The 17,357-nt window shown below is 54.1% G+C and carries 19 protein-coding genes; 13 read left to right on the top strand and 6 right to left on the bottom strand.

Annotated elements, in window-relative coordinates; genetic code table 11:
* Nucleotides 1-45: 45 nt before the first annotated feature.
* The 3 genes from EUU23_RS04055 to EUU23_RS04050 all read left to right on the top strand — a co-directional run bounded on the left by EUU23_RS04055 (nucleotide 46) and on the right by EUU23_RS04050 (nucleotide 2,394).
* Nucleotides 46-1,647, top strand: a complete 1,602-nt coding sequence (locus EUU23_RS04055; protein WP_160352815.1) for an isocitrate lyase — start codon at nucleotides 46-48, stop codon at nucleotides 1,645-1,647.
* Nucleotides 1,648-1,663: 16 nt separating this feature from the next.
* Nucleotides 1,664-1,822 (top strand): hypothetical protein, encoded by a 159-nt coding sequence (locus EUU23_RS13960; protein ID WP_179956505.1) that lies wholly within the window; start codon nucleotides 1,664-1,666, stop codon nucleotides 1,820-1,822.
* 146 nt (nucleotides 1,823-1,968) lie between these two features.
* Nucleotides 1,969-2,394, top strand: a complete 426-nt coding sequence (locus EUU23_RS04050) for a hypothetical protein (protein ID WP_160352814.1) — start codon at nucleotides 1,969-1,971, stop codon at nucleotides 2,392-2,394.
* 40 nt (nucleotides 2,395-2,434) lie between these two features.
* Here the strand turns inward: EUU23_RS04050 and EUU23_RS04045 are convergent, their stop codons facing one another.
* A complete protein-coding gene (locus tag EUU23_RS04045; RefSeq protein ID WP_160352813.1) occupies nucleotides 2,435-3,220 on the bottom strand; it encodes a 3-hydroxybutyrate dehydrogenase in 786 nt (261 codons plus the stop codon).
* 88 nt (nucleotides 3,221-3,308) lie between these two features.
* On the opposite strand from EUU23_RS04045, the gene ypfJ reads away from it, so the two are divergent.
* Together ypfJ and EUU23_RS04035 are read left to right on the top strand one after the other, a co-directional pair.
* Nucleotides 3,309-4,196: a KPN_02809 family neutral zinc metallopeptidase gene (gene ypfJ, locus EUU23_RS04040; RefSeq protein WP_160352812.1), complete on the top strand. Its 888-nt coding sequence runs from the start codon at nucleotides 3,309-3,311 to the stop codon at nucleotides 4,194-4,196.
* 5 nt (nucleotides 4,197-4,201) lie between these two features.
* Complete coding sequence (locus EUU23_RS04035) at nucleotides 4,202-5,350, top strand: alpha-hydroxy acid oxidase (protein ID WP_160352811.1); 1,149 nt, start codon at nucleotides 4,202-4,204, stop codon at nucleotides 5,348-5,350.
* On the opposite strand, the gene creD is transcribed toward EUU23_RS04035, so the two are convergent.
* Nucleotides 5,331-6,737 (bottom strand): cell envelope integrity protein CreD, encoded by a 1,407-nt coding sequence (gene creD, locus EUU23_RS04030; protein ID WP_160352810.1) that lies wholly within the window; start codon nucleotides 6,735-6,737, stop codon nucleotides 5,331-5,333. The two genes, EUU23_RS04035 and creD, sit on opposite strands and share 20 nt — an antisense overlap.
* 116 nt (nucleotides 6,738-6,853) lie before the next feature.
* Nucleotides 6,854-7,435, bottom strand: a complete 582-nt coding sequence (locus EUU23_RS04025; protein ID WP_218939496.1) for a LysE family translocator — start codon at nucleotides 7,433-7,435, stop codon at nucleotides 6,854-6,856.
* 109 nt (nucleotides 7,436-7,544) lie between these two features.
* On the opposite strand from EUU23_RS04025, the gene EUU23_RS04020 reads away from it, so the two are divergent.
* Entirely contained in the window at nucleotides 7,545-8,531 is a 987-nt protein-coding gene (locus EUU23_RS04020; RefSeq protein ID WP_160352808.1) for an LLM class flavin-dependent oxidoreductase, read from the top strand.
* 27 nt (nucleotides 8,532-8,558) lie between these two features.
* Here EUU23_RS04020 and sdhA read toward each other — a convergent pair whose 3' ends face one another.
* Genes sdhA through sdhC form a run of 3 tightly spaced genes read right to left on the bottom strand, consistent with a single transcriptional unit; the run spans nucleotide 8,559 to nucleotide 11,194 of the window.
* Complete coding sequence (gene sdhA / locus EUU23_RS04015) at nucleotides 8,559-10,361, bottom strand: succinate dehydrogenase flavoprotein subunit (protein WP_160352807.1); 1,803 nt, start codon at nucleotides 10,359-10,361, stop codon at nucleotides 8,559-8,561.
* Nucleotides 10,361-10,750: a succinate dehydrogenase, hydrophobic membrane anchor protein gene (gene sdhD, locus EUU23_RS04010; RefSeq protein ID WP_160352806.1), complete on the bottom strand. Its 390-nt coding sequence runs from the start codon at nucleotides 10,748-10,750 to the stop codon at nucleotides 10,361-10,363. The genes sdhA and sdhD overlap by 1 nt, the downstream gene beginning before the upstream one ends.
* Before the next feature lie 3 nt (nucleotides 10,751-10,753).
* A complete protein-coding gene (sdhC, locus tag EUU23_RS04005; protein WP_160352805.1) occupies nucleotides 10,754-11,194 on the bottom strand; it encodes a succinate dehydrogenase, cytochrome b556 subunit in 441 nt (146 codons plus the stop codon).
* 437 nt (nucleotides 11,195-11,631) lie between these two features.
* Here sdhC and EUU23_RS04000 point away from each other — a divergent pair, with 437 nt between their 5' ends.
* From EUU23_RS04000 to EUU23_RS03970, 7 genes are all read left to right on the top strand, one after another.
* Nucleotides 11,632-12,741, top strand: coding sequence for a methyl-accepting chemotaxis protein (locus EUU23_RS04000; protein ID WP_160352804.1), 1,110 nt, complete (start codon nucleotides 11,632-11,634; stop codon nucleotides 12,739-12,741).
* A gap of 67 nt (nucleotides 12,742-12,808) precedes the next feature.
* Nucleotides 12,809-13,501 carry an SDR family NAD(P)-dependent oxidoreductase gene (locus tag EUU23_RS03995; protein WP_160352803.1) on the top strand — a complete coding sequence of 231 codons (693 nt, stop codon included), beginning with the start codon at nucleotides 12,809-12,811 and terminating at the stop codon, nucleotides 13,499-13,501.
* Nucleotides 13,491-14,393 carry a subclass B3 metallo-beta-lactamase gene (bla, locus tag EUU23_RS03990; protein ID WP_246156079.1) on the top strand — a complete coding sequence of 301 codons (903 nt, stop codon included), beginning with the start codon at nucleotides 13,491-13,493 and terminating at the stop codon, nucleotides 14,391-14,393. Before EUU23_RS03995 ends, bla begins: the two co-directional genes overlap by 11 nt.
* Nucleotides 14,390-15,364, top strand: a complete 975-nt coding sequence (locus EUU23_RS03985) for a 50S ribosomal protein L11 methyltransferase (RefSeq protein WP_160352802.1) — start codon at nucleotides 14,390-14,392, stop codon at nucleotides 15,362-15,364. Before bla ends, EUU23_RS03985 begins: the two co-directional genes overlap by 4 nt.
* Before the next feature lie 49 nt (nucleotides 15,365-15,413).
* Nucleotides 15,414-15,998: a sigma-70 family RNA polymerase sigma factor gene (locus EUU23_RS03980; RefSeq protein WP_160352801.1), complete on the top strand. Its 585-nt coding sequence runs from the start codon at nucleotides 15,414-15,416 to the stop codon at nucleotides 15,996-15,998.
* Nucleotides 15,995-16,681 carry an anti-sigma factor domain-containing protein gene (locus EUU23_RS03975; protein ID WP_160352800.1) on the top strand — a complete coding sequence of 229 codons (687 nt, stop codon included), beginning with the start codon at nucleotides 15,995-15,997 and terminating at the stop codon, nucleotides 16,679-16,681. Before EUU23_RS03980 ends, EUU23_RS03975 begins: the two co-directional genes overlap by 4 nt.
* Nucleotides 16,682-16,779: 98 nt before the next feature.
* The gene (locus tag EUU23_RS03970) at nucleotides 16,780-17,349 is read left to right on the top strand and encodes a fasciclin domain-containing protein (RefSeq protein ID WP_160352799.1); all 570 of its coding nucleotides are present in this window, start codon (nucleotides 16,780-16,782) and stop codon (nucleotides 17,347-17,349) included.
* The last annotated feature ends 8 nt before the right edge of the window (nucleotides 17,350-17,357 follow it).

Below are 17,357 nucleotides of genomic sequence, written 5' to 3'. Positions count from 1 at the left end.
CGACCCCATGCTTCAGCCGAGTTAATAACCTCGAAGGAATTGTAAATGTCGTACAAAGATCAAATAGCGCAAACCAGCAAGCTGATCGCAGCGCAAAATGGAACTTGGGACTCCATCAGTCCCGAATCCGTGGCCAGAATGCAGATCCAAAACCGCTTTCAAACCGGCCTTGATATTGCCCGCTACACCGCCAATATCATGCGGCAGGACATGGCTGCTTATGATGCGGACCCGTCTTATTACACGCAGTCGCTCGGCTGTTGGCACGGGTTCATCGCGCAGCAAAAGATGATTGCCGTCAAAAAGCATTTTGGCACAACCAAGCAGCGCTATCTGTATCTGTCGGGCTGGATGATCGCGGCTCTCCGCAGCGAATTCGGCCCCCTGCCCGACCAGTCGATGCATGAAAAAACCAGCGTTCCGGCGCTTATCGAAGAACTCTATACATTCTTGCGGCAGGCCGATTCCCGCGAACTCAACATCTTGTTCCGCGACCTCGACAAAGCACGCGAGAATGGCGAAACCGCAAAAGAGACCGAGCTGCTTGGTAAAATCGAAAATTACGAAACCCATGTCGTGCCCATCATCGCTGATATCGATGCAGGCTTCGGCAATGCAGAAGCCACCTATCTGCTCGCCAAGAAGATGATCGAAGCGGGAGCCTGCGCCCTGCAAATCGAAAACCAGGTTTCCGACGAAAAGCAGTGTGGCCATCAGGATGGTAAAGTTACCGTACCTCACGAAGATTTCCTCCAAAAAATCCGCGCTTGCCGCTACGCCTTCCTGGAATTGGGTGTGCCGGATGGTATCATTGTGGCCCGTACCGACTCGCTGGGCGCTGGCTTGACGAAGCAAATCGCTGTTTCAAAAGAAGCGGGTGATCTGGGCGATCAATATAATAGCTTCCTCGATTGCGAGGAAATCGATCCGGCAACGGCGCGCAATGGCGACGTCATCCTCAACCGCAACGGAAAGCTGCTGCGTCCCAAGCGCTTGCCGTCCAACCTGTTTCAGTTCCGTTCTGGCACTGGCGAAGACCGGTGCGTTCTCGATTGCATCACCAGCCTGCAAAATGGCGCTGACCTGATCTGGATCGAAACCGAAAAGCCCCATATCGAGCAGATTGCAGGCATGGTTGACCGTATTCGCGAGGTCGTTCCCAATGCAAAGCTTGCCTATAACAACTCGCCTAGCTTCAACTGGACGTTGAATTTCCGTCAGCAGGTATTCGACGCCTGGAGCGCCGAAGGTAAGGATGTTTCGGCCTATGACCGCGCCAATTTGATGAGCGCATCCTACGACGAAACCGCACTGGGTGAAGAAGCTGATACCCGAATTCAGAACTTCCAGCGGGATTCGGCGAAGCGGGCTGGTATCTTCCACCATCTCATCACTTTGCCGACATATCACACCGCGGCACTCAGCACGGATAATCTGGCCAAGGATTATTTCGGCGAAATGGGCATGCTGGGTTATGTTGCCGGCGTCCAGCGCAAGGAGATCCGCCAAGGCATCGCTTGTGTAAAGCACCAGAATATGTCGGGATCGGACATTGGTGACGATCATAAGGAATATTTTGCCGGTGAAGCCGCGTTGAAGGCGGGCGGTAAAGATAACACCATGAACCAGTTCGCCAACGCCGCTTGATATTGGGAGAATTCAGATGAGCGAACCACAACGCGCAAGGGCAGTGCTTTCTACCGAAGATCTGACATTGCTGCGTCAAGCATTGGTTTTCTATCTGGAGGCGATCAAGGACAAGCCGGAATCGGTCAAATTCGCAAGGCTTTACCATCGTTTGGGTAGCGCCGGAGGGAAGTAAGCTTTTACAATTTCCTGGGGAGGAAAACACCTAGGCCGCTGACAGAGATGTCGGCGGCCTTTTTTCCCGGGATCTGGCTCGCATCGCTAATATATTATTAACAGGCTTGGGGTAACTGCAGAAGCGGAAACAGGTCGGGATTGAGTATGGACAATATCTTGAAATTGCTATTGGGCGTGCTCGGTGTAGCCGCGCTCATCACATTTGTAACCTCAAGCCTTACATATGACGAGCAACCCCTCGCCGTCGCCCAGGCCGCGCCCGTCGCGAATCCGACGCCGCCGGTTAATGAAAACAATGGCGAAACTCCGCTCGAAGACGTGACCGATAACAGCTCGCCAGAAGAAGATGGCGAGGATATTCTCGCGATCGGCGTGCCTGTCATCGATGGTAATCCTTATGGCAGCAGTAACCAGCAATCACTTCAAAGTGAAGTCCAGGTCCCGCAAGAACAGGTACCTAACGCGACACCCTATTATGGCCAGGTTCCATCGCAGGCCTATGTCGCCCCTCAATATAATGTACCTCAGCAGACAGCTGGCAATTACGACCCCGCGCTGACCGGACAATAGGCGATGGCGAAACAGCAAGAAGGAAACTTGTCAAAACACTCTATTGCGCGGTCCACCCACCATCGACCGAAAGATTTGTTCCGGTAATTGCGCTGGCTTCATCCCGACACAAGAACAATGCAAGAGCAGCCAGTTGATCAACCTGGACAAACTTCTTTTGAGGCTGGTTGGCCAATAGAACATCATTTATAACTTCATCGCGAGTCAACCCGCGCGCCTTCATAGTATCCGGAATCTGGTTTTCGACCAAAGAGGTCCAGACATAGCCGGGGCAAATGCAATTGACGGTGATGCCCTGAGTGGCCACTTCGAGTGCAATGGTTTTCGTCAAACCCGCCAACCCGTGTTTGGCCGCATTATATGCCGACTTATATGGGCTTGCGACAAGGCTGTGCATGGAACCGGTGTTAATAATCCGTCCCCATCCCGCAGATTTCATGGTCGGCAGCGCCGCTTTTGTGGTGTGAAACGCCGATGATAGAATGATTGCCAGAATGGCATCCCATTTATCCTCCGAAAACTCGTCAACCGGAGCAACATGCTGGATGCCGGCATTGTTGATAAGGATGTCCGGACCGCCCAGCTCACGGTTACAATCAGCAACCATCGCCCGGATTTGCCCAGGCAAAGTCATATCCGCCGCACTATAAACCGCACCTGACCCACTAGACGATTGCAGCTCTTTTATTATATCGGCGATTTCCTCCGTTTCACCGAAACCGTTTATCATGATATTAGCGCCTTGCGCGGCAAGTGCTTTGGCATATCCTAAGCCGATACCAGATGTTGATCCCGTGATGAGTGCAGTTTTGCCTTTTAGAAACATGACAGAACACCTTTGCTTATTGGGGAAGTTTACTTGCTCTTTTCACCGCTAACGGCAATGCTAGGTTCCGGCAACAGGGGAGAATCTTATGCGCCTCGATGATTTAGACCCGAGCGGAAATGTCAGCGATCAAGGATCGGGAGGCGGTGGCTTTGGCGGCGGTGGCGGAGGCGGCATGCTCGGGCTTATCTTCGGTCTGCTACCCATGCTCCTTGGTCGCAAAATGGGCTGCGGTTCCGTCCTGCTGATTGCTGTCGTTGGGTATTTTGTCGTCTCCAGCGGGATGCTGACTATGGGCGGACCTGTATCTGCACCCGGTACCAGTCAGCAATCCAGTACGGGCAATGTGGCGTGCGATACGCAAGAAGAGTTATTCGCATGCCGCGTTCTCAAATCCACGGAAGACACTTGGGGCAAACTCTTGCGCGACTATCGCCCCACGAAACTCAATTTCTATCAGGGCGGCGGCCAATCCGGCTGTGGTCCGGCGCAGTCGGCCATGGGGCCATTTTATTGTCCTTCGGATGAAGGCATTTATTTGGACACAAGTTTCTTCCAGCAGATGGAAAAGCAGATGGGTGCTGGCGGCGACTTTGCTTATGCCTATGTCGTGGCACATGAAGTCGGACACCATGTCCAGAATCTGGCGGGAATCGCAAACCAGGTGCGGAAGCTTCAGGCACAATCGAGCCAGACAGACGGGAACCGCCTGCAAGTCGCGATGGAATTGCAAGCAGATTGCTTTGCTGGAGTTTGGGCCGGGATTAACTCTGACCGTATCGAGCCAGGCGACATTGAAGAAGGAATGCGCGCAGCCAATGCCATTGGCGACGATACCCTTATGCAGCAAGCCGGGCGCGCGCCCGTCGAAAGCATGTTCACCCACGGCACATCGGAACAGCGTATGGAGGCGCTGCAACGGGGTATCCGTAGCAAGAACCCCAGTGCCTGCAATTATCTCCAAGGCGTGCAGTAGTTTGCATGCAGCTTAGCGATTGCCATAATGTCGAGGATTTCCGACGCCTCGCAAAGGCACGCCTGCCGTCACCGATCTTCAATTATATTGACGGCGCTGCGGATGACGAGCGGACCAAAGACCGCAACATATCGGCATATGACGACTGCGATCTGGTTCCCAATGTCCTTGCCGGGGTTTCCGAAATCGACATGGGCGTGACAGTCATGGGCAAGCCCATCGCCATGCCGTTGATGCTGTCGCCGACGGCATTACAGCGGCTTTTCCACTGGCAAGGTGAACGCGCGGTGGCCGCGACGGCGCAGAAATTTGGCACATGGTTCGGGATTTCTTCTCTCGCGACCGTCAGCATCGAGGAGATCGGGGAAACCATAGCGTCTCCGAAGATGTTCCAGCTCTACATTCATAAAGATAAGGGCCTCAATCAGTCGATGATCGAACGCTGCAAGGCAGCGAAGTTCGATGCCATTGCCTTGACCGTTGATACCATTGTTTCGGGCAACCGGGAACGCTGTCTGCGAAGCGGTTTTACTTCACCGCCGCGGTTCACGCCGGCGTCTGTGTTCAGTTACGCGATCCACCCCATGTGGGCGATCAACTACCTGTTCCGCGAGAAATTTGCGTTGCCTAATCTCGAAACGCATGTCGATGCGGGCACCAATGTGGCGGTTTCGGTCGCCGAATATTTCAACACGATGCTCGATACATCGATGGACTGGGCCATGGCGGAAAAGGTCCGGTCGGACTGGGGCGGCGAATTCTGCCTGAAAGGGATTATGTCGGTTGAGGACGCCAAACGGGCGGTCGATATCGGTGCGACGGCGATCATGGTGTCCAACCATGGCGGGCGGCAACTTGACGGCTCGCGCTCACCTTTTGACCAAATATCGGAAATCGCCGATGCGGTGGGCGGCAAGATCGACATCATCTGTGACGGCGGAGTGCGTCGTGGCAGCCATGTCCTGAAAGCAATCGCCGCCGGGGCAACGGCCTGCTCTGGTGGACGATTATATCTCTACGCGCTGGCCGCAGCTGGCGAGGCGGGCGTCCAGCGTGTGGTCGGCAAGCTGCGAGACGAAATCGAGCGCGACATGAAGCTCATGGGTGTCCGATCCGTCCCGGAACTTGATGCGTCTAAGCTGCGCTGGCGGTAGGTACCTCCGCCGTCTCACGCCGGGCGCCCCAGTCAATCGCACGGGTGGCCCACATGACAACCGCGAGGGCTACGAAGAGCAGCAGCGATCCGATAATCAGCGAATATGCTTCTAGGTTCAGCAGCACATAAAGCGTTGCATAAAGCCCGACGAGCAACCCGCCGATGAACCGCGCACGCAACCAACTTTTTAACACGGCGGCAGAGTAAGCCGTCAAAAGCCCGGTTATTGCGCCAGCCGCGATAAGATATGCCCACATGAAGCCCACCACCTCGGCAAAGGCCAGCAGGAGCACGAAGAATAGCACCAGCCCGGCTCCGGTCAGCAGATACTCCGCCGCAGCAACGCGTGCCCCTGCAATCACATCGAACATCAGATAGGCTAGGAAGGTAAAGCCAATAAACAGGAAGCCGTACTTAACCGACCGATCAACCTGGCTGTACAGATCAACAGGCTCAATCAAGCCAATCGTCGCCGCCTGGCTCGGCCCGCCAACCGCTGGGACATTCCGCGCCGAGGATAGAGTGACGGTACTATATTGTTCAGTCGTCAACGGCGGCGCGTTGTCGTCGGTCGCGACAATCGCCTGCCCCAGCGCCAGATTGGTCACCGCATGGGTCGACGTGAACCCGCTGGATTTCACGTCCCTCTTCACAGGCAGAAAATCACCCGCAAAGCTTGGGCTGGGCCAGGTGGACTTTACATCCCACGTCGTTTCGCCACCGCGCGGCACCATCGTCAGCGACTTATTGCCGCGTATCGCAAAGCTATATTCCACGTCCAGCGGTACGGCGCCTGTCCAGTCGACAAAGCTGAAAAAGCCCGAATTGTTAGAGGCCGCCAAGCCCTTACCCGGCTGCAGTCCTAGCGTTGCTCCATTCACCTGAACCTTGCTGTCTTTCTGAAGCCCGCGCGCATCCGACACGCCGAAGCGCAGTTCAGCCCCGGCAAAGTCGATATTCTCGCGCGGAATGCCGTAACGGGCAAAATCATCCGGCAACGCAAAGCGCGCCTTTCCGCTGTTTGCCGCAACGAACAGCACACTTTCATAAATGGATTTCTTTTTCCGGTCCGGTTTCAGCACGGTACGGATCGCATTTGTTTCGGGCGAAAGAAAAAGCTCTTTCTTCACCTGAACCGTCCGCGTGGTTTGCCTTCCGTTCTCGTCGACTGTTTCCACGCTACTCGCGGTATAGGGTAAGACAAGCACTGGCCCGACAACGACCTGAGGTCCGCCCCACCCCGCCGCAATGGCATTTTGGGCAATATTGGATTGCTCCTGCCGATCCCACAGCAACGCGTAGACCATCATCAGTGGAATGATGAGGACAAGACCAATGATACCGGCAAAGAAGAGTTTCCAGCCGGGACTTCGTTCAGATGTCATGATATGCTTTCCTTTCACCACCGAACGGTTCATCTACGAAATAGCACGTTTCGTCTATATATTATGCGATGAACCCCAGATTAACGGTCCGCGTAACCCGTTCAACACAACCGGGATCAAGCTGTGCTGCGTAAAAACCAAAGTGCGATAAGCGCGATCATCACCGCAAATATCCGTCGGATCAAGTGCTGACAGTCGCCTTGGGTCAGCCAATCATGCGCCGATCCCGCCAAAATAACGATGACAAGATGGATGACCGTCGCGATTCCGACATAGCTGAAAGACAGAAGAATTGTTTGTGGACCAACCGGAAAACCCGTGTCGATATAGGCGGGAAGCACAGCGATAAAAAAGATCGCTGCCTTGGGATTGAGCAAATTCAGCAACAAGCCGTGCCGGAACCAGTCCACCAATCGGCTATGGTCCATGGCAGGATCGGATGTTTCTGTCTCGCTCGACCAGGTTGTCCAAGCCAACCACAAAAGATACCCAACACCGGCATAGCGCAGGAAACTGAATATAATGGGCGAACTTGTTGCCAGTTCAGACAAGCCAAAGGCAGAAGCACCGCCCAAAAGTACGAGCCCCAAAGCAATACCCGCCACCGCTGCAAACCCGGATTCGCGTCCCTTGCTCGCACTCGTCAATGCCAGCCATGCCATATTAGGTCCCGGGGTTAGCTCAATGAGCAATGCCATGATCAAAAACGGTACATACAGAGCGGTCACCATCAATGGTCTATGGCACGCCCGCATGGGATAGTCGATTGCGCTTGGCTTTAGCAGCTTCGATAACCATGTAGACGGGATGACCAAATTTTCGCTTCTGGATCTTGTGCCCGTCATCGAAGGCGGAACTGTAGCTGCCGCTTTGGCGAATGCTGCAGACCTCGCCAAACATTGCGAACAGCTTGGATTTACCCGTTACTGGGTAGCCGAACATCACGGCATGCGTGGCATCGCCAGCGCGGCGACCAGCGTCGTCATCGCCCATATTGCTGCTGCAACGCAGTCGATCCGTGTGGGATCAGGCGGTATCATGCTGCCCAATCATGCGCCTTTGGTAATTGCCGAACAATTTGGAACGCTCGACGCCTTGCATCCCGGACGCATTGATCTCGGCCTTGGCCGTGCGCCGGGCAGCGACCAGCGGGTGGCGACTGCGATCCGCCGTACACTTGATAGCGACCCAAACGCCTTCCCGCGCGACGTAATGGAGTTGCAAAGCTACTTCGCGGATGATGGCCAAACCGGCATTGCAGCAACACCCGGCGCTGGGGCCGATGTTCAACTCTATATTCTAGGCAGCAGCCTTTATGGAGCGCAAGTGGCGGCTGCGCTCGGTTTGCCGTTTGCTTTCGCCAGCCATTTTGCGCCGGACATGCTGGACGAGGCGCTGCAAATTTACCGCACTCATTTTAGACCCAGCGCTGTACTTGATGCACCTTATACGATGGCCGCGCTCAATATAATTGCTGCCCCGACCGATTCAGAAGCAGCGTTTCTCGCCTCGTCAATGCAACAGAGTTTTGTGTCGCTGCGTTCCGGCAATCCGCGTCAAATGCCGCCACCTATTGAAGGCTATTACGAGTCCCTGCCCCCGCAGTTTCAGGGCATGCTGGACCACGTCCTGTCTTGTAGCGCAATCGGCGCACCCGACAGCGTTAAGACTGCCGTAATCGCTTTCATTGATCGCACCAAGGCCGACGAAATCATTGTTGCCTGTTCCATATTTGATCATGAGATGCGCAAGCGCAGTCTCTCAATAGCAACCGAGATTCTAAGCCAGCGATAAATTGTCCGCCTAAAAACAGGCGAGCGATTAGTAAACCCGAGCCTTCGGCTTGATATACTCAGCCTCGTCGGTGAGCGTGTAATCATGCACCGCGCGGTAATCCAAGGTCACATTGCCGCCTGAACCACCCCATCCGTCAAACCATGACGCGGTATGCTTCATCCAGTTCGCATCGTCACGATTTGGGAAATCCTCATGCGCGTGGGCACCGCGGCTTTCCTTGCGGTTGTTCGCGCTTTCCATCGTGCAGACGGCCTGCGCCATCAAATTGTCGAGCTCGAGCGTTTCGATGAGGTCGGTGTTCCAGATTAGGCTGCGGTCGGTAACGGCGACATCTTCCATCCGCTTGTTGACCTTCTGCATCAACTGGACGCCTTCCGCGAGAAGTTCTGTGTCGCGGAAAACAGCGGCGTGCTTTTGCATTGTCTGCTGCATTTCCAACCGGATTTTGGCCGTCGGCGAACCACCCTTGGCGTTACGGAATTTCTCCACGCGCGCCAGCGGCAGGTCGGTTGCACTTTTGGGAAGCGGACGGTGCGATGCGCCGGGCTTCAAAGTTTCTTTAAGATGCAATCCAGTTGCACGGCCGAACACGACAAGGTCGATCAGGGAGTTGGAACCCAAACGGTTCGCGCCATGGACCGAAACGCACGCGGCTTCGCCCACAGCATAGAGTCCGGGCACGACCGCATCGTCATTGCCGTCCTTTTTGGTCACAACCTGGCCATGATAATTGCACGGAATTCCGCCCATATTATAATGGACGGTCGGGCAGACCGGCAGTGGTTGCCGCGTCAAATCAACGCCGGCGAAAATCTTTCCGCTTTCGGTAATACCCGGCAACCGTTCACCCAGCACTTTAGGATCGATATGGTCGAGGTGCAGGTAAATATGGTCCTTGCCAGGCCCGACGCCACGTCCTTCGCGCATTTCGAGCGCCATCGAACGGCTCACCACGTCGCGTGACGCAAGATCCTTGGCCGACGGTGCGTATCGCTCCATAAAGCGTTCGCCTTCGCTGTTGGTCAGATAACCACCCTCGCCGCGTGCGCCTTCGGTAATGAGCACGCCAGCGCCATAAATTCCGGTCGGGTGGAATTGCACGAATTCCATATCCTGCAACGGCAATCCTGCGCGCAACACCATGCCGCCGCCATCACCTGTGCAGGTATGCGCCGAGGTTGCCGAGAAGTAGGCACGGCCATAACCGCCAGTGGCAAGAACCACGGCATGGCTTTTGAACCGGTGTATGCTGCCATCTTCCATGCACAGCGCGATCACACCCCGGCATTCGCCGTCTTCCATGATCAAATCGAGCGCAAAATACTCAATGAAGAAGTCTGCGTCATATTTCAGGCTTTGCTGGTACAAGGCGTGCAACATCGCATGGCCGGTGCGGTCAGCAGCAGCGCATGTGCGTTGAACAGGAGGCCCTTCACCCATATTCTGCATATGGCCACCGAAGGGACGCTGATAAATTGTTCCGTCCGTGTTCCGCGAAAACGGAACGCCAGCATGCTCCAACTCATACACAGCAGCAGGTGCTTCACGCACCATATATTCAATGGCGTCCTGATCGCCCAGCCAGTCCGACCCCTTGACGGTGTCGTACATATGCCATGTCCAATGGTCAGGACTGTTGTTCCCAAGCGACGCCGCGATTCCGCCTTGTGCAGCTACCGTATGGCTACGCGTCGGGAATACCTTTGTAATGCAGGCAGTTTTCAAACCGGCCTCCGCGCTTCCCATGGTGGCGCGCAGGCCAGAGCCGCCCGCACCAACAACTACGGTGTCATAGGTGTGGTCAATAATCTTGTAAGCGTCTGACATCAGGCGGCAGCTCCGGTGAATGCTAGTTTAGCGACGGTAAAAATTCCGAAGACGGCACCGCCAACTACGTAGAAATTGAGCAAAGTCATGGCACCGAATTTCAACGCGTCGTCATGGACATAATCTTCGATCAATACCTGAAGACCCAAGCGGGCGTGCCAGAAGATGCTGACCAGCATCAATATCATGGGAACGGCAACCGATGGCTTTGCGAGCCAAAGCGCCAGTGTCGCCTGATCAAAATTAGGCATCAACAGCAACGATGCGACCAACCAAGTGGTCAGCAATAAATTGCCAACCGCAGTCGTGCGCTGGCTGATCCAGTGTGAGCCACCGTGTTTCGCGGAACCAAGGCCCCGCACTTTACCGATATTTGTTCCGCTACCCATGCTTCAAACTCCGATAACGCGTGATGCCACGACCAGCGCAACCAATGCAGTTGCAAAAATGGCCGCTACGAATGCAGCAAGCGCCCATGTCCTGTTCGTCTTGAGTTCATATCCAGCCCCCATATCGAGGACAAAATGGCGCAATCCAGAAAAAAGATGCTGAAAAAAGCTGAACGTTACCGTCAGAGCGACTAACCTGAAAAACCAGTTACACGCCAATTCGAAGCCGGATCCGTCATCACCTGCCGAAACAACATATTTCTGGAAAACCGCGTAACTTGATGCTCCGCCGCCAATCGCCGAAAGCCACCAAAGAAGAGTCAGCATGCCTGCGGTGGCAAGAATAAAACCTGTCGCGCGGTGCATAATTGAAATCGCCATTTGTGGCGACCAGCGATAGATTTGCAAATGCGGCGACAAAGGCCGTGTCGTTTTATGCCCCATGATTTGCGGTCCTTCAGATAGATCGGGTGGAACCCTCAATCGCAATTATGTGTCGCTCTTTACCGCTTTAGTAGCTGCGCGCAAGGCTTCTGACGCGCCTGGTCTATTTTGCAAAGACCAGTAATACATAACCCGCCGTTAACCATTGCACATGTAAAAACGTACCAGCATCGACAGGATTTGGCTGAATGTGGATTTGGAGCGAATGAATGGACCAAGATAAACACGGGCATCGATTGAATATCGAAGCTATTATAGCTCCCTATGATAGTGACAGAACCCTGTCAGAAAATTGCCGGAAACTTTCGGTCTATTTCGAAGGTCGTTATGTTGAGCTTAGCGAGGATTATTGGTCCTATTGGCGAAACTCCCCAGAATTCGGTTCAAGTTTGCAAGGCGAAACCTATACGAAATCGAGGGATTTGCTAACCACCTACATGGAAATGCGAACCGCGCGATTTGAAGAACGCAAATGGCTTAATATAAGCAGGGCACTTATTGTCGATTCCTTTGAACGCGGCATTCCCCTGGACGCTGTGCTGGCCGCAACCGGTACCGCCAATGCACGATCCACAGGGATGATTTTAAGCCAGACCGGATTGTCGATTGAAGAAATTCGGATACTTGTTGATACCATTTCAAAACTCAACGCGATTGAACTAACTACATTTGCAGTCATCTATCGCGAATATGAACAAAAGCGCCATTATGAGGCTAAAGCCGCGAATTCAGCCAATTTTGAAACTGATATCGGAAACGCGACTTCAGCGATTTCGGAGCAAACCACCATGTTGAAATATCAGGCCGCAAACAGTTCACAAATGGCCCACGGTATGCTGGCTAAAACCTCGGAAGTTGCCGCTGCGTCAGAACAATCTGCGGTTGCCATGCGAGAGGCTGCCCAAACTGCGGCAGGACTTATCCGCGCTATTGAAGATGCGCGCACCGAAGTGGAAACCGCGTCGGACGTTGCCACACGCGCCGCAGCCCAGGCCACGCAAAGTGTGATTGCAACTGACACGCTATCCGAACAGTCGCAATCCATTGATTCAATACTCGCACTCATCCGCGAAATTGCCGGGCAAACCAATTTGCTGGCGCTCAACGCCACAATCGAAGCGGCGCGCGCAGGCGATGCCGGTCGCGGTTTTGCCGTGGTGGCACAGGAAGTCAAAAGTCTGGCCAACCAGACAGCCCAGGCAACCGACGAAATCGCGCAAAAAATCTCTGCCATTCAAAATGCAACCAAAGCGTCGGTCGAATCCAATGCGGCAATTCGCTCAATTGTTGGCGAAGTTCAGCACTCTGCGGAACGAATCCGGCACGCGATGGAAGATCAAGCCCAGACAGTCACAATGATTACAGCATCGGTCGATGAAACCGCGCTTGCTGCTGATTTAATGTCGAACACTATATCCGCCATTAGGTCCGACACCGAAAATGTCGTTTCCGAAATTACTGCATTGGAACAAGGTTTCAACGAAGTGAATTCCAAATTATCGTCGCTTCGTCATAATGCGAGTAAATTTGCCGGCAGCCTCGGATAACTCAAAACCGCGATGATTTACGATAACGGACATTGAATTTCCCGGCCCGTTGTGAAAAGCAGCGGGAATGAAAACCAAAATATTAGTAACTGGTTCCTCGCGTGGAATCGGTGCCGCCATCGTCAATGCGTTTGACCCGGATCTGTTTGATGTTGTTGGCCTCTCCAGCCGGGATGGTGACCTGGCGGATCCACTTGTGCCATCGCATTTATGGCGCAGCGCGGTGCAACGGTTTGATGGCCAAATTGATGTCCTCATCAACAATGCCGGTATCTTTGATGCCAACCTGCTCGATTCATCGGAGGCGGATTGGCTGGAGAGCTGGAACCGGACGATGCAGATAAACCTCACGGCGAGCGCTGTGCTCTGCCGTTTGGCGGTGTTGCACTGGAAAGAAACGCAACGGTCCGGCCGTATCGTCAATATTGCTAGCCGCGCCGCCTATCGCGGGGATAGCCCGGAGCATTGGCATTATGCCGCATCCAAGGCGGGCATGGTCGCGATGACGAAGACAATTGCCCGTGGCTATGCTTCTGAAGGAATTCTTGCCTTTGCGATATGCCCGGGCTTTACCATGACCGGAATGGCGGAAGATTATTTGGCAAGCAGAGGCGGCGACAAGCTCCTGGCGGATATTCCTCTTGGCAAAGTTGCGGACCCTGAAGAGGTCGCTGCCATTGCAAAATTCTGTGCGGTCAATGCCCCGCCATCGATGACCGGCGCTGTTCTGGACGTGAACGGAGCCAGTTATGTCCGGTAAGCTTATGGCGCTGGCCATGTTGTTATTGGCGGGATGCGCCCCTGGCCAAAGCCTGACGCAAATAAAGGCTGACCAAAAATATAGTGGCCAATATATTGCCCAGCAATGCGAAGGCAAGGATGGCTGGAGCGATAAGGCACCGCCTGCATCGGTATTTGGCAATGTTTATATGGTTGGAACATGTGGCATCACCGTTCTGCTGATCACTTCACCCACCGGGCATATACTAATCGACGGGGCAACCGAAGAAGCCGCTGCGTCCATTGCCGAAAATATTCGTAAGCTGGGATTCAATCCAGCAGACGTAAAATACCTACTTAGCAGCCATGAACATATGGATCATGTCGGCGGTCTGGCCGAATTAAAACGGATCACGGGCGCTCAAATGATCGCAAGAGCCGAGGCGAAAGCCAGTCTGGAAAGCGGACAATATCATTCCGATGACCCACAAAGGGGTGTTTTCCCGGCATTTCCCGGGATTAAAGTCGACCAGGTTATAAAAGACGGTGAAACAGTCACGCTGGGCCCCTTGCGCCTTCGCGCCTTGGCCACGCCAGGACATAGCCCGGGCGGTACGAGCTGGACATGGCAATCATGTAAGGCCGGCAAGTGCTTGCAATTTGTCTATGTCGACAGTCTGGGTGCTGTGTCGGCGGATGATTATAGGTTCACAGACCATCCCGAATATGTGTCCATGTTTCGCGCTACTATCGAAAAAGTCGCTGCGCTCCATCCATGCGACGTACTGATCGCGCCGCATAATTCCCAAAGCCAGTTTTTGGAACGTCTGTCGGGTGTCAAAATGTTGGTCGATACCAACGGGTGCAAAAATTACGCAAATGCGGCGCGTGACAAGCTCGACAAGCGCCTTGTTAGCGAGAAATTGAAATGAGTTGGAAGGTTACCCTGCCTTGCACGCGGCAAGAAGCAGAAGCTTTGCATGAAGAGGACGAATGGCTGGCCACTATGGACCCTGTACCATCGATCGTCGCCGACGAAGTGGAAGCGTTCAACGACGCGAAATGGCGGATTGAAGTTTACTTCGCAAAAAAACCTGACTCTTCAATCGTGGCCTTGATCCAAAGCCGTCTTCCCAGTGCTGCCGAGGCAAAGCCTATACTTGCAAAACTGCCCGACGAAGATTGGGTTGTGTTAAGCCAGCAAGGGTTGAAACCGGTGCGCGCGGGACGCTTCTATATCCATACCGATGCCAATAAAGGCAAGGTCCCCGCAGACACAATTTCAATTCATATCGAGGCAAGTCGCGCTTTTGGCACCGGTGGTCACGAAACCACGAGTGGATGCCTCACAATGCTGGATAAACTAAAGCGTCAGGGCAAACGATATGAGCTGATCGCTGATATCGGCACGGGCACCGGATTGCTGGCCTTTGCTGCCTGCCATCTTTGGCCTCGCGCCTATCTTACCGCATCGGACATCGACCCTGTAAGCGTTGACGTTACCGCTGAAAACGCCAGATTGAACGGATATCTGCTGGGCGCGAGACAAGGTGAAATTGCCCTGTGCACGGCGTCCGGAACAGATCACCCTCTCATTCGGCAGCGCGCGCCCTATGACCTTTTGATTGCCAATATTTTAGCCGGGCCGCTTATCGAACTGGCCCCTTCGCTTGCACAGATTTTGGGTGAAGGCGGCACATTGATGGTGGCCGGATTGCTGGATAGTCAGGCCTGTGCCGTAGTCAGCGCTTACCGCAAACTGGGCTTTCGTTTGCAACGGCGCCAGAACACCGGCGATTGGCCGTGCCTGATATTTGTCAAACGAACCCGTTATGGCTGGCAACGACCATTGCGGGCCGATGGGAGAACCAGCCAACCACCAGGGGATTTTGGTACATGGTGAGATATTGGCCAATTGCATCACGCCGCCGCTTGGGTCATATCACCTGGTAATGGGAACAGATTCTATATTGGTAGATTTTGATGCGGCCCGTCGTGCGTCGCTCACCGACGCGTTATTGCGTTGTGGAAAAGGTGATCGTTCTGCCTTTGAATCCGTTTATAAAGCGACTTCTGCGAAACTATTTGGGGTGTGCCTGCGTATCTTCTCCGATAGAAATGAAGCGGAAGAAGCATTGCAGGACGCCTATATCACAATCTGGAACAGGGCCGCGAGTTTCGAAGCTGGCCGTGCAAGTCCAATAAGCTGGCTCGTGACGGTAACACGAAACCGCGCGATCGACCGTCTGCGTTCAAAAGGAAAAGCAGGGCTGGCTCCGCTCGATGAGGCTGCGGAAATCGCAGATCAATCACCTTTGGCCGATGCACAACTTCTCGCGCAAGGTGAAGATGATCTCCTTTATGGTTGCATTGACGGTCTTGACCCCCGTGACGCCCATTTTATTCGTAGCGCATTTATTGGTGGCGCAACCTATGCCGATCTTGCCGCGCATGAAGGCGAACCATTAGGCACTATCAAAAGCCGGATACGGCGGGCCTTGATGAAATTACGCACCTGTATGGAGGTGGCGTCGTGACTATACTACATGAAGATGATATGGCTTTGGCCGGTGAATATGTACTGGGTCTTCTCGATGCAGCTTCTTGTGCAACAGTCGAGGCCCGCATGGCAACCGACTCCAGTTTTGCCGCGGAAATTGAGGCTTGGCGGCTGCGCTTGCAGCCGATGTTGGGCGGCGATGAAGCCCCTCCGGCACATATGTGGCGCGCCATAGAAAGCGCCCTGCCCCTGCCAACCGATCAGGATGTCGGCGCTGGTAAACTGCTATTCTGGCGATCGTTGACCGGCATTTCGGTCAGCGCCGCCGCCATATTGGGCATTTTGCTATTACAAAGGCCTGACGGCGCACCGTTACCAGCGCCCGAAGCTCCCTTAATTGCCGCATTGGGCAGTGAAACCGGCTCTGCCTCTTTGACCGCAAGTTATGACGCAAATACCGGTCGTATGATCGTCACGCCCGTTTCGCTCGATACCGGAAAACTCTATCCAGAGCTTTGGATTATCCCGGCAGATGGGACGGCGCGGTCATTGGGCATTGTCGGCAGCAAATCAGCAACTGCCATTATCGTCCCTGCGGATTTGCGACAATATCTCGGTTCAGGTGGCACTTTAGCGATCACACCCGAACCCGAAGGTGGCGCACCCGGTGGAAAAGCGACCGGCCCTGTTATTGCGAGCGGAAAAATCGCGACTTTATAAAATTATTTTCGACATGCTGCATCCGGCCTCATCATGCCTTCGTACCTGTACGTAGCACGCCACCCCCCGGACGTGCACAGAACAGGAAAGTAGAAACCATGTACACGTCGAAACAGTTTATTTTAGCACTCGCCCTCGCATCATCCGCAATTGGCGGCACGGCAGCCTTTGCCAATCACCACAAGATGGCCAACCCAACTGTAGGCGGTGCAGCAATGTTCCCTGCGAAGACAATCGCTGAAAATGCCTCGGCAGCGCCTAATTTGACCACGCTGGTTGCAGCGGTCAAGGCAGCGGGCCTGGTAGAAACACTCGCCAGCCCCGGCCCCTTTACCGTGTTTGCCCCAACAAACACCGCATTTGAAAAGCTTCCAGAAGGCACGGTCGGAATGCTGGTAAAGCCAGAAAACAAAGCAACGTTGACCAAGATCCTGACCTATCATGTTGTATCCGGCAAGTTGACCGCCAGCGACATTATTGCCGCGATTAAATCGGGCGGCGGTAGCGCAACCTTGACCACGGTTGCGGGCGAAAAATTGACCGCGCGCATGTCAGGAAACAGCGTCGTCATTACCGATGGAAAAGGCGGCCAATCCGCTGTCACCACCGCTGATGTCATGCAATCAAATGGCGTCGTCCATGTCATCGACTCGGTTTTGCTGCCTTAAGCGGCAGT

The sequence above is a fragment of the Sphingorhabdus profundilacus genome, from assembly GCF_009769755.1.
Classification (GTDB): domain Bacteria; phylum Pseudomonadota; class Alphaproteobacteria; order Sphingomonadales; family Sphingomonadaceae; genus Sphingorhabdus_B; species Sphingorhabdus_B profundilacus.
Note: the sequence above shows the minus strand (reverse complement) of the source record. Positions and strands in the feature narration are given on the sequence as shown.

Excerpts from the sequence above, each read along its gene's own strand:
- EUU23_RS03970 (WP_160352799.1), top strand. The coding sequence starts at position 16,780 with ATGTACACGTCGAAACAGTTTATTTTAGCACTCGCCCTCGCATCATCC.
- EUU23_RS04025 (WP_218939496.1), bottom strand. The coding sequence starts at position 7,435 with ATGGCATTGCTCATTGAGCTAACCCCGGGACCTAATATGGCATGGCTG.
- sdhD (WP_160352806.1), bottom strand. The coding sequence starts at position 10,750 with ATGGGTAGCGGAACAAATATCGGTAAAGTGCGGGGCCTTGGTTCCGCG.
- EUU23_RS04055 (WP_160352815.1), top strand. The coding sequence starts at position 46 with ATGTCGTACAAAGATCAAATAGCGCAAACCAGCAAGCTGATCGCAGCG.
- EUU23_RS03985 (WP_160352802.1), top strand. The coding sequence starts at position 14,390 with ATGAGTTGGAAGGTTACCCTGCCTTGCACGCGGCAAGAAGCAGAAGCT.
- EUU23_RS03980 (WP_160352801.1), top strand. The coding sequence starts at position 15,414 with ATGGGAACAGATTCTATATTGGTAGATTTTGATGCGGCCCGTCGTGCG.
- ypfJ (WP_160352812.1), top strand. The coding sequence starts at position 3,309 with ATGCGCCTCGATGATTTAGACCCGAGCGGAAATGTCAGCGATCAAGGA.
- sdhA (WP_160352807.1), bottom strand. The coding sequence starts at position 10,361 with ATGTCAGACGCTTACAAGATTATTGACCACACCTATGACACCGTAGTT.
- sdhC (WP_160352805.1), bottom strand. The coding sequence starts at position 11,194 with ATGGGGCATAAAACGACACGGCCTTTGTCGCCGCATTTGCAAATCTAT.
- EUU23_RS04000 (WP_160352804.1), top strand. The coding sequence starts at position 11,632 with ATGGAAATGCGAACCGCGCGATTTGAAGAACGCAAATGGCTTAATATA.
- EUU23_RS13960 (WP_179956505.1), top strand. The coding sequence starts at position 1,664 with ATGAGCGAACCACAACGCGCAAGGGCAGTGCTTTCTACCGAAGATCTG.
- EUU23_RS04050 (WP_160352814.1), top strand. The coding sequence starts at position 1,969 with ATGGACAATATCTTGAAATTGCTATTGGGCGTGCTCGGTGTAGCCGCG.
- bla (WP_246156079.1), top strand. The coding sequence starts at position 13,491 with ATGTCCGGTAAGCTTATGGCGCTGGCCATGTTGTTATTGGCGGGATGC.
- EUU23_RS04035 (WP_160352811.1), top strand. The coding sequence starts at position 4,202 with ATGCAGCTTAGCGATTGCCATAATGTCGAGGATTTCCGACGCCTCGCA.
- EUU23_RS03995 (WP_160352803.1), top strand. The coding sequence starts at position 12,809 with ATGAAAACCAAAATATTAGTAACTGGTTCCTCGCGTGGAATCGGTGCC.
- EUU23_RS04020 (WP_160352808.1), top strand. The coding sequence starts at position 7,545 with ATGACCAAATTTTCGCTTCTGGATCTTGTGCCCGTCATCGAAGGCGGA.
- EUU23_RS04045 (WP_160352813.1), bottom strand. The coding sequence starts at position 3,220 with ATGTTTCTAAAAGGCAAAACTGCACTCATCACGGGATCAACATCTGGT.
- creD (WP_160352810.1), bottom strand. The coding sequence starts at position 6,737 with ATGACATCTGAACGAAGTCCCGGCTGGAAACTCTTCTTTGCCGGTATC.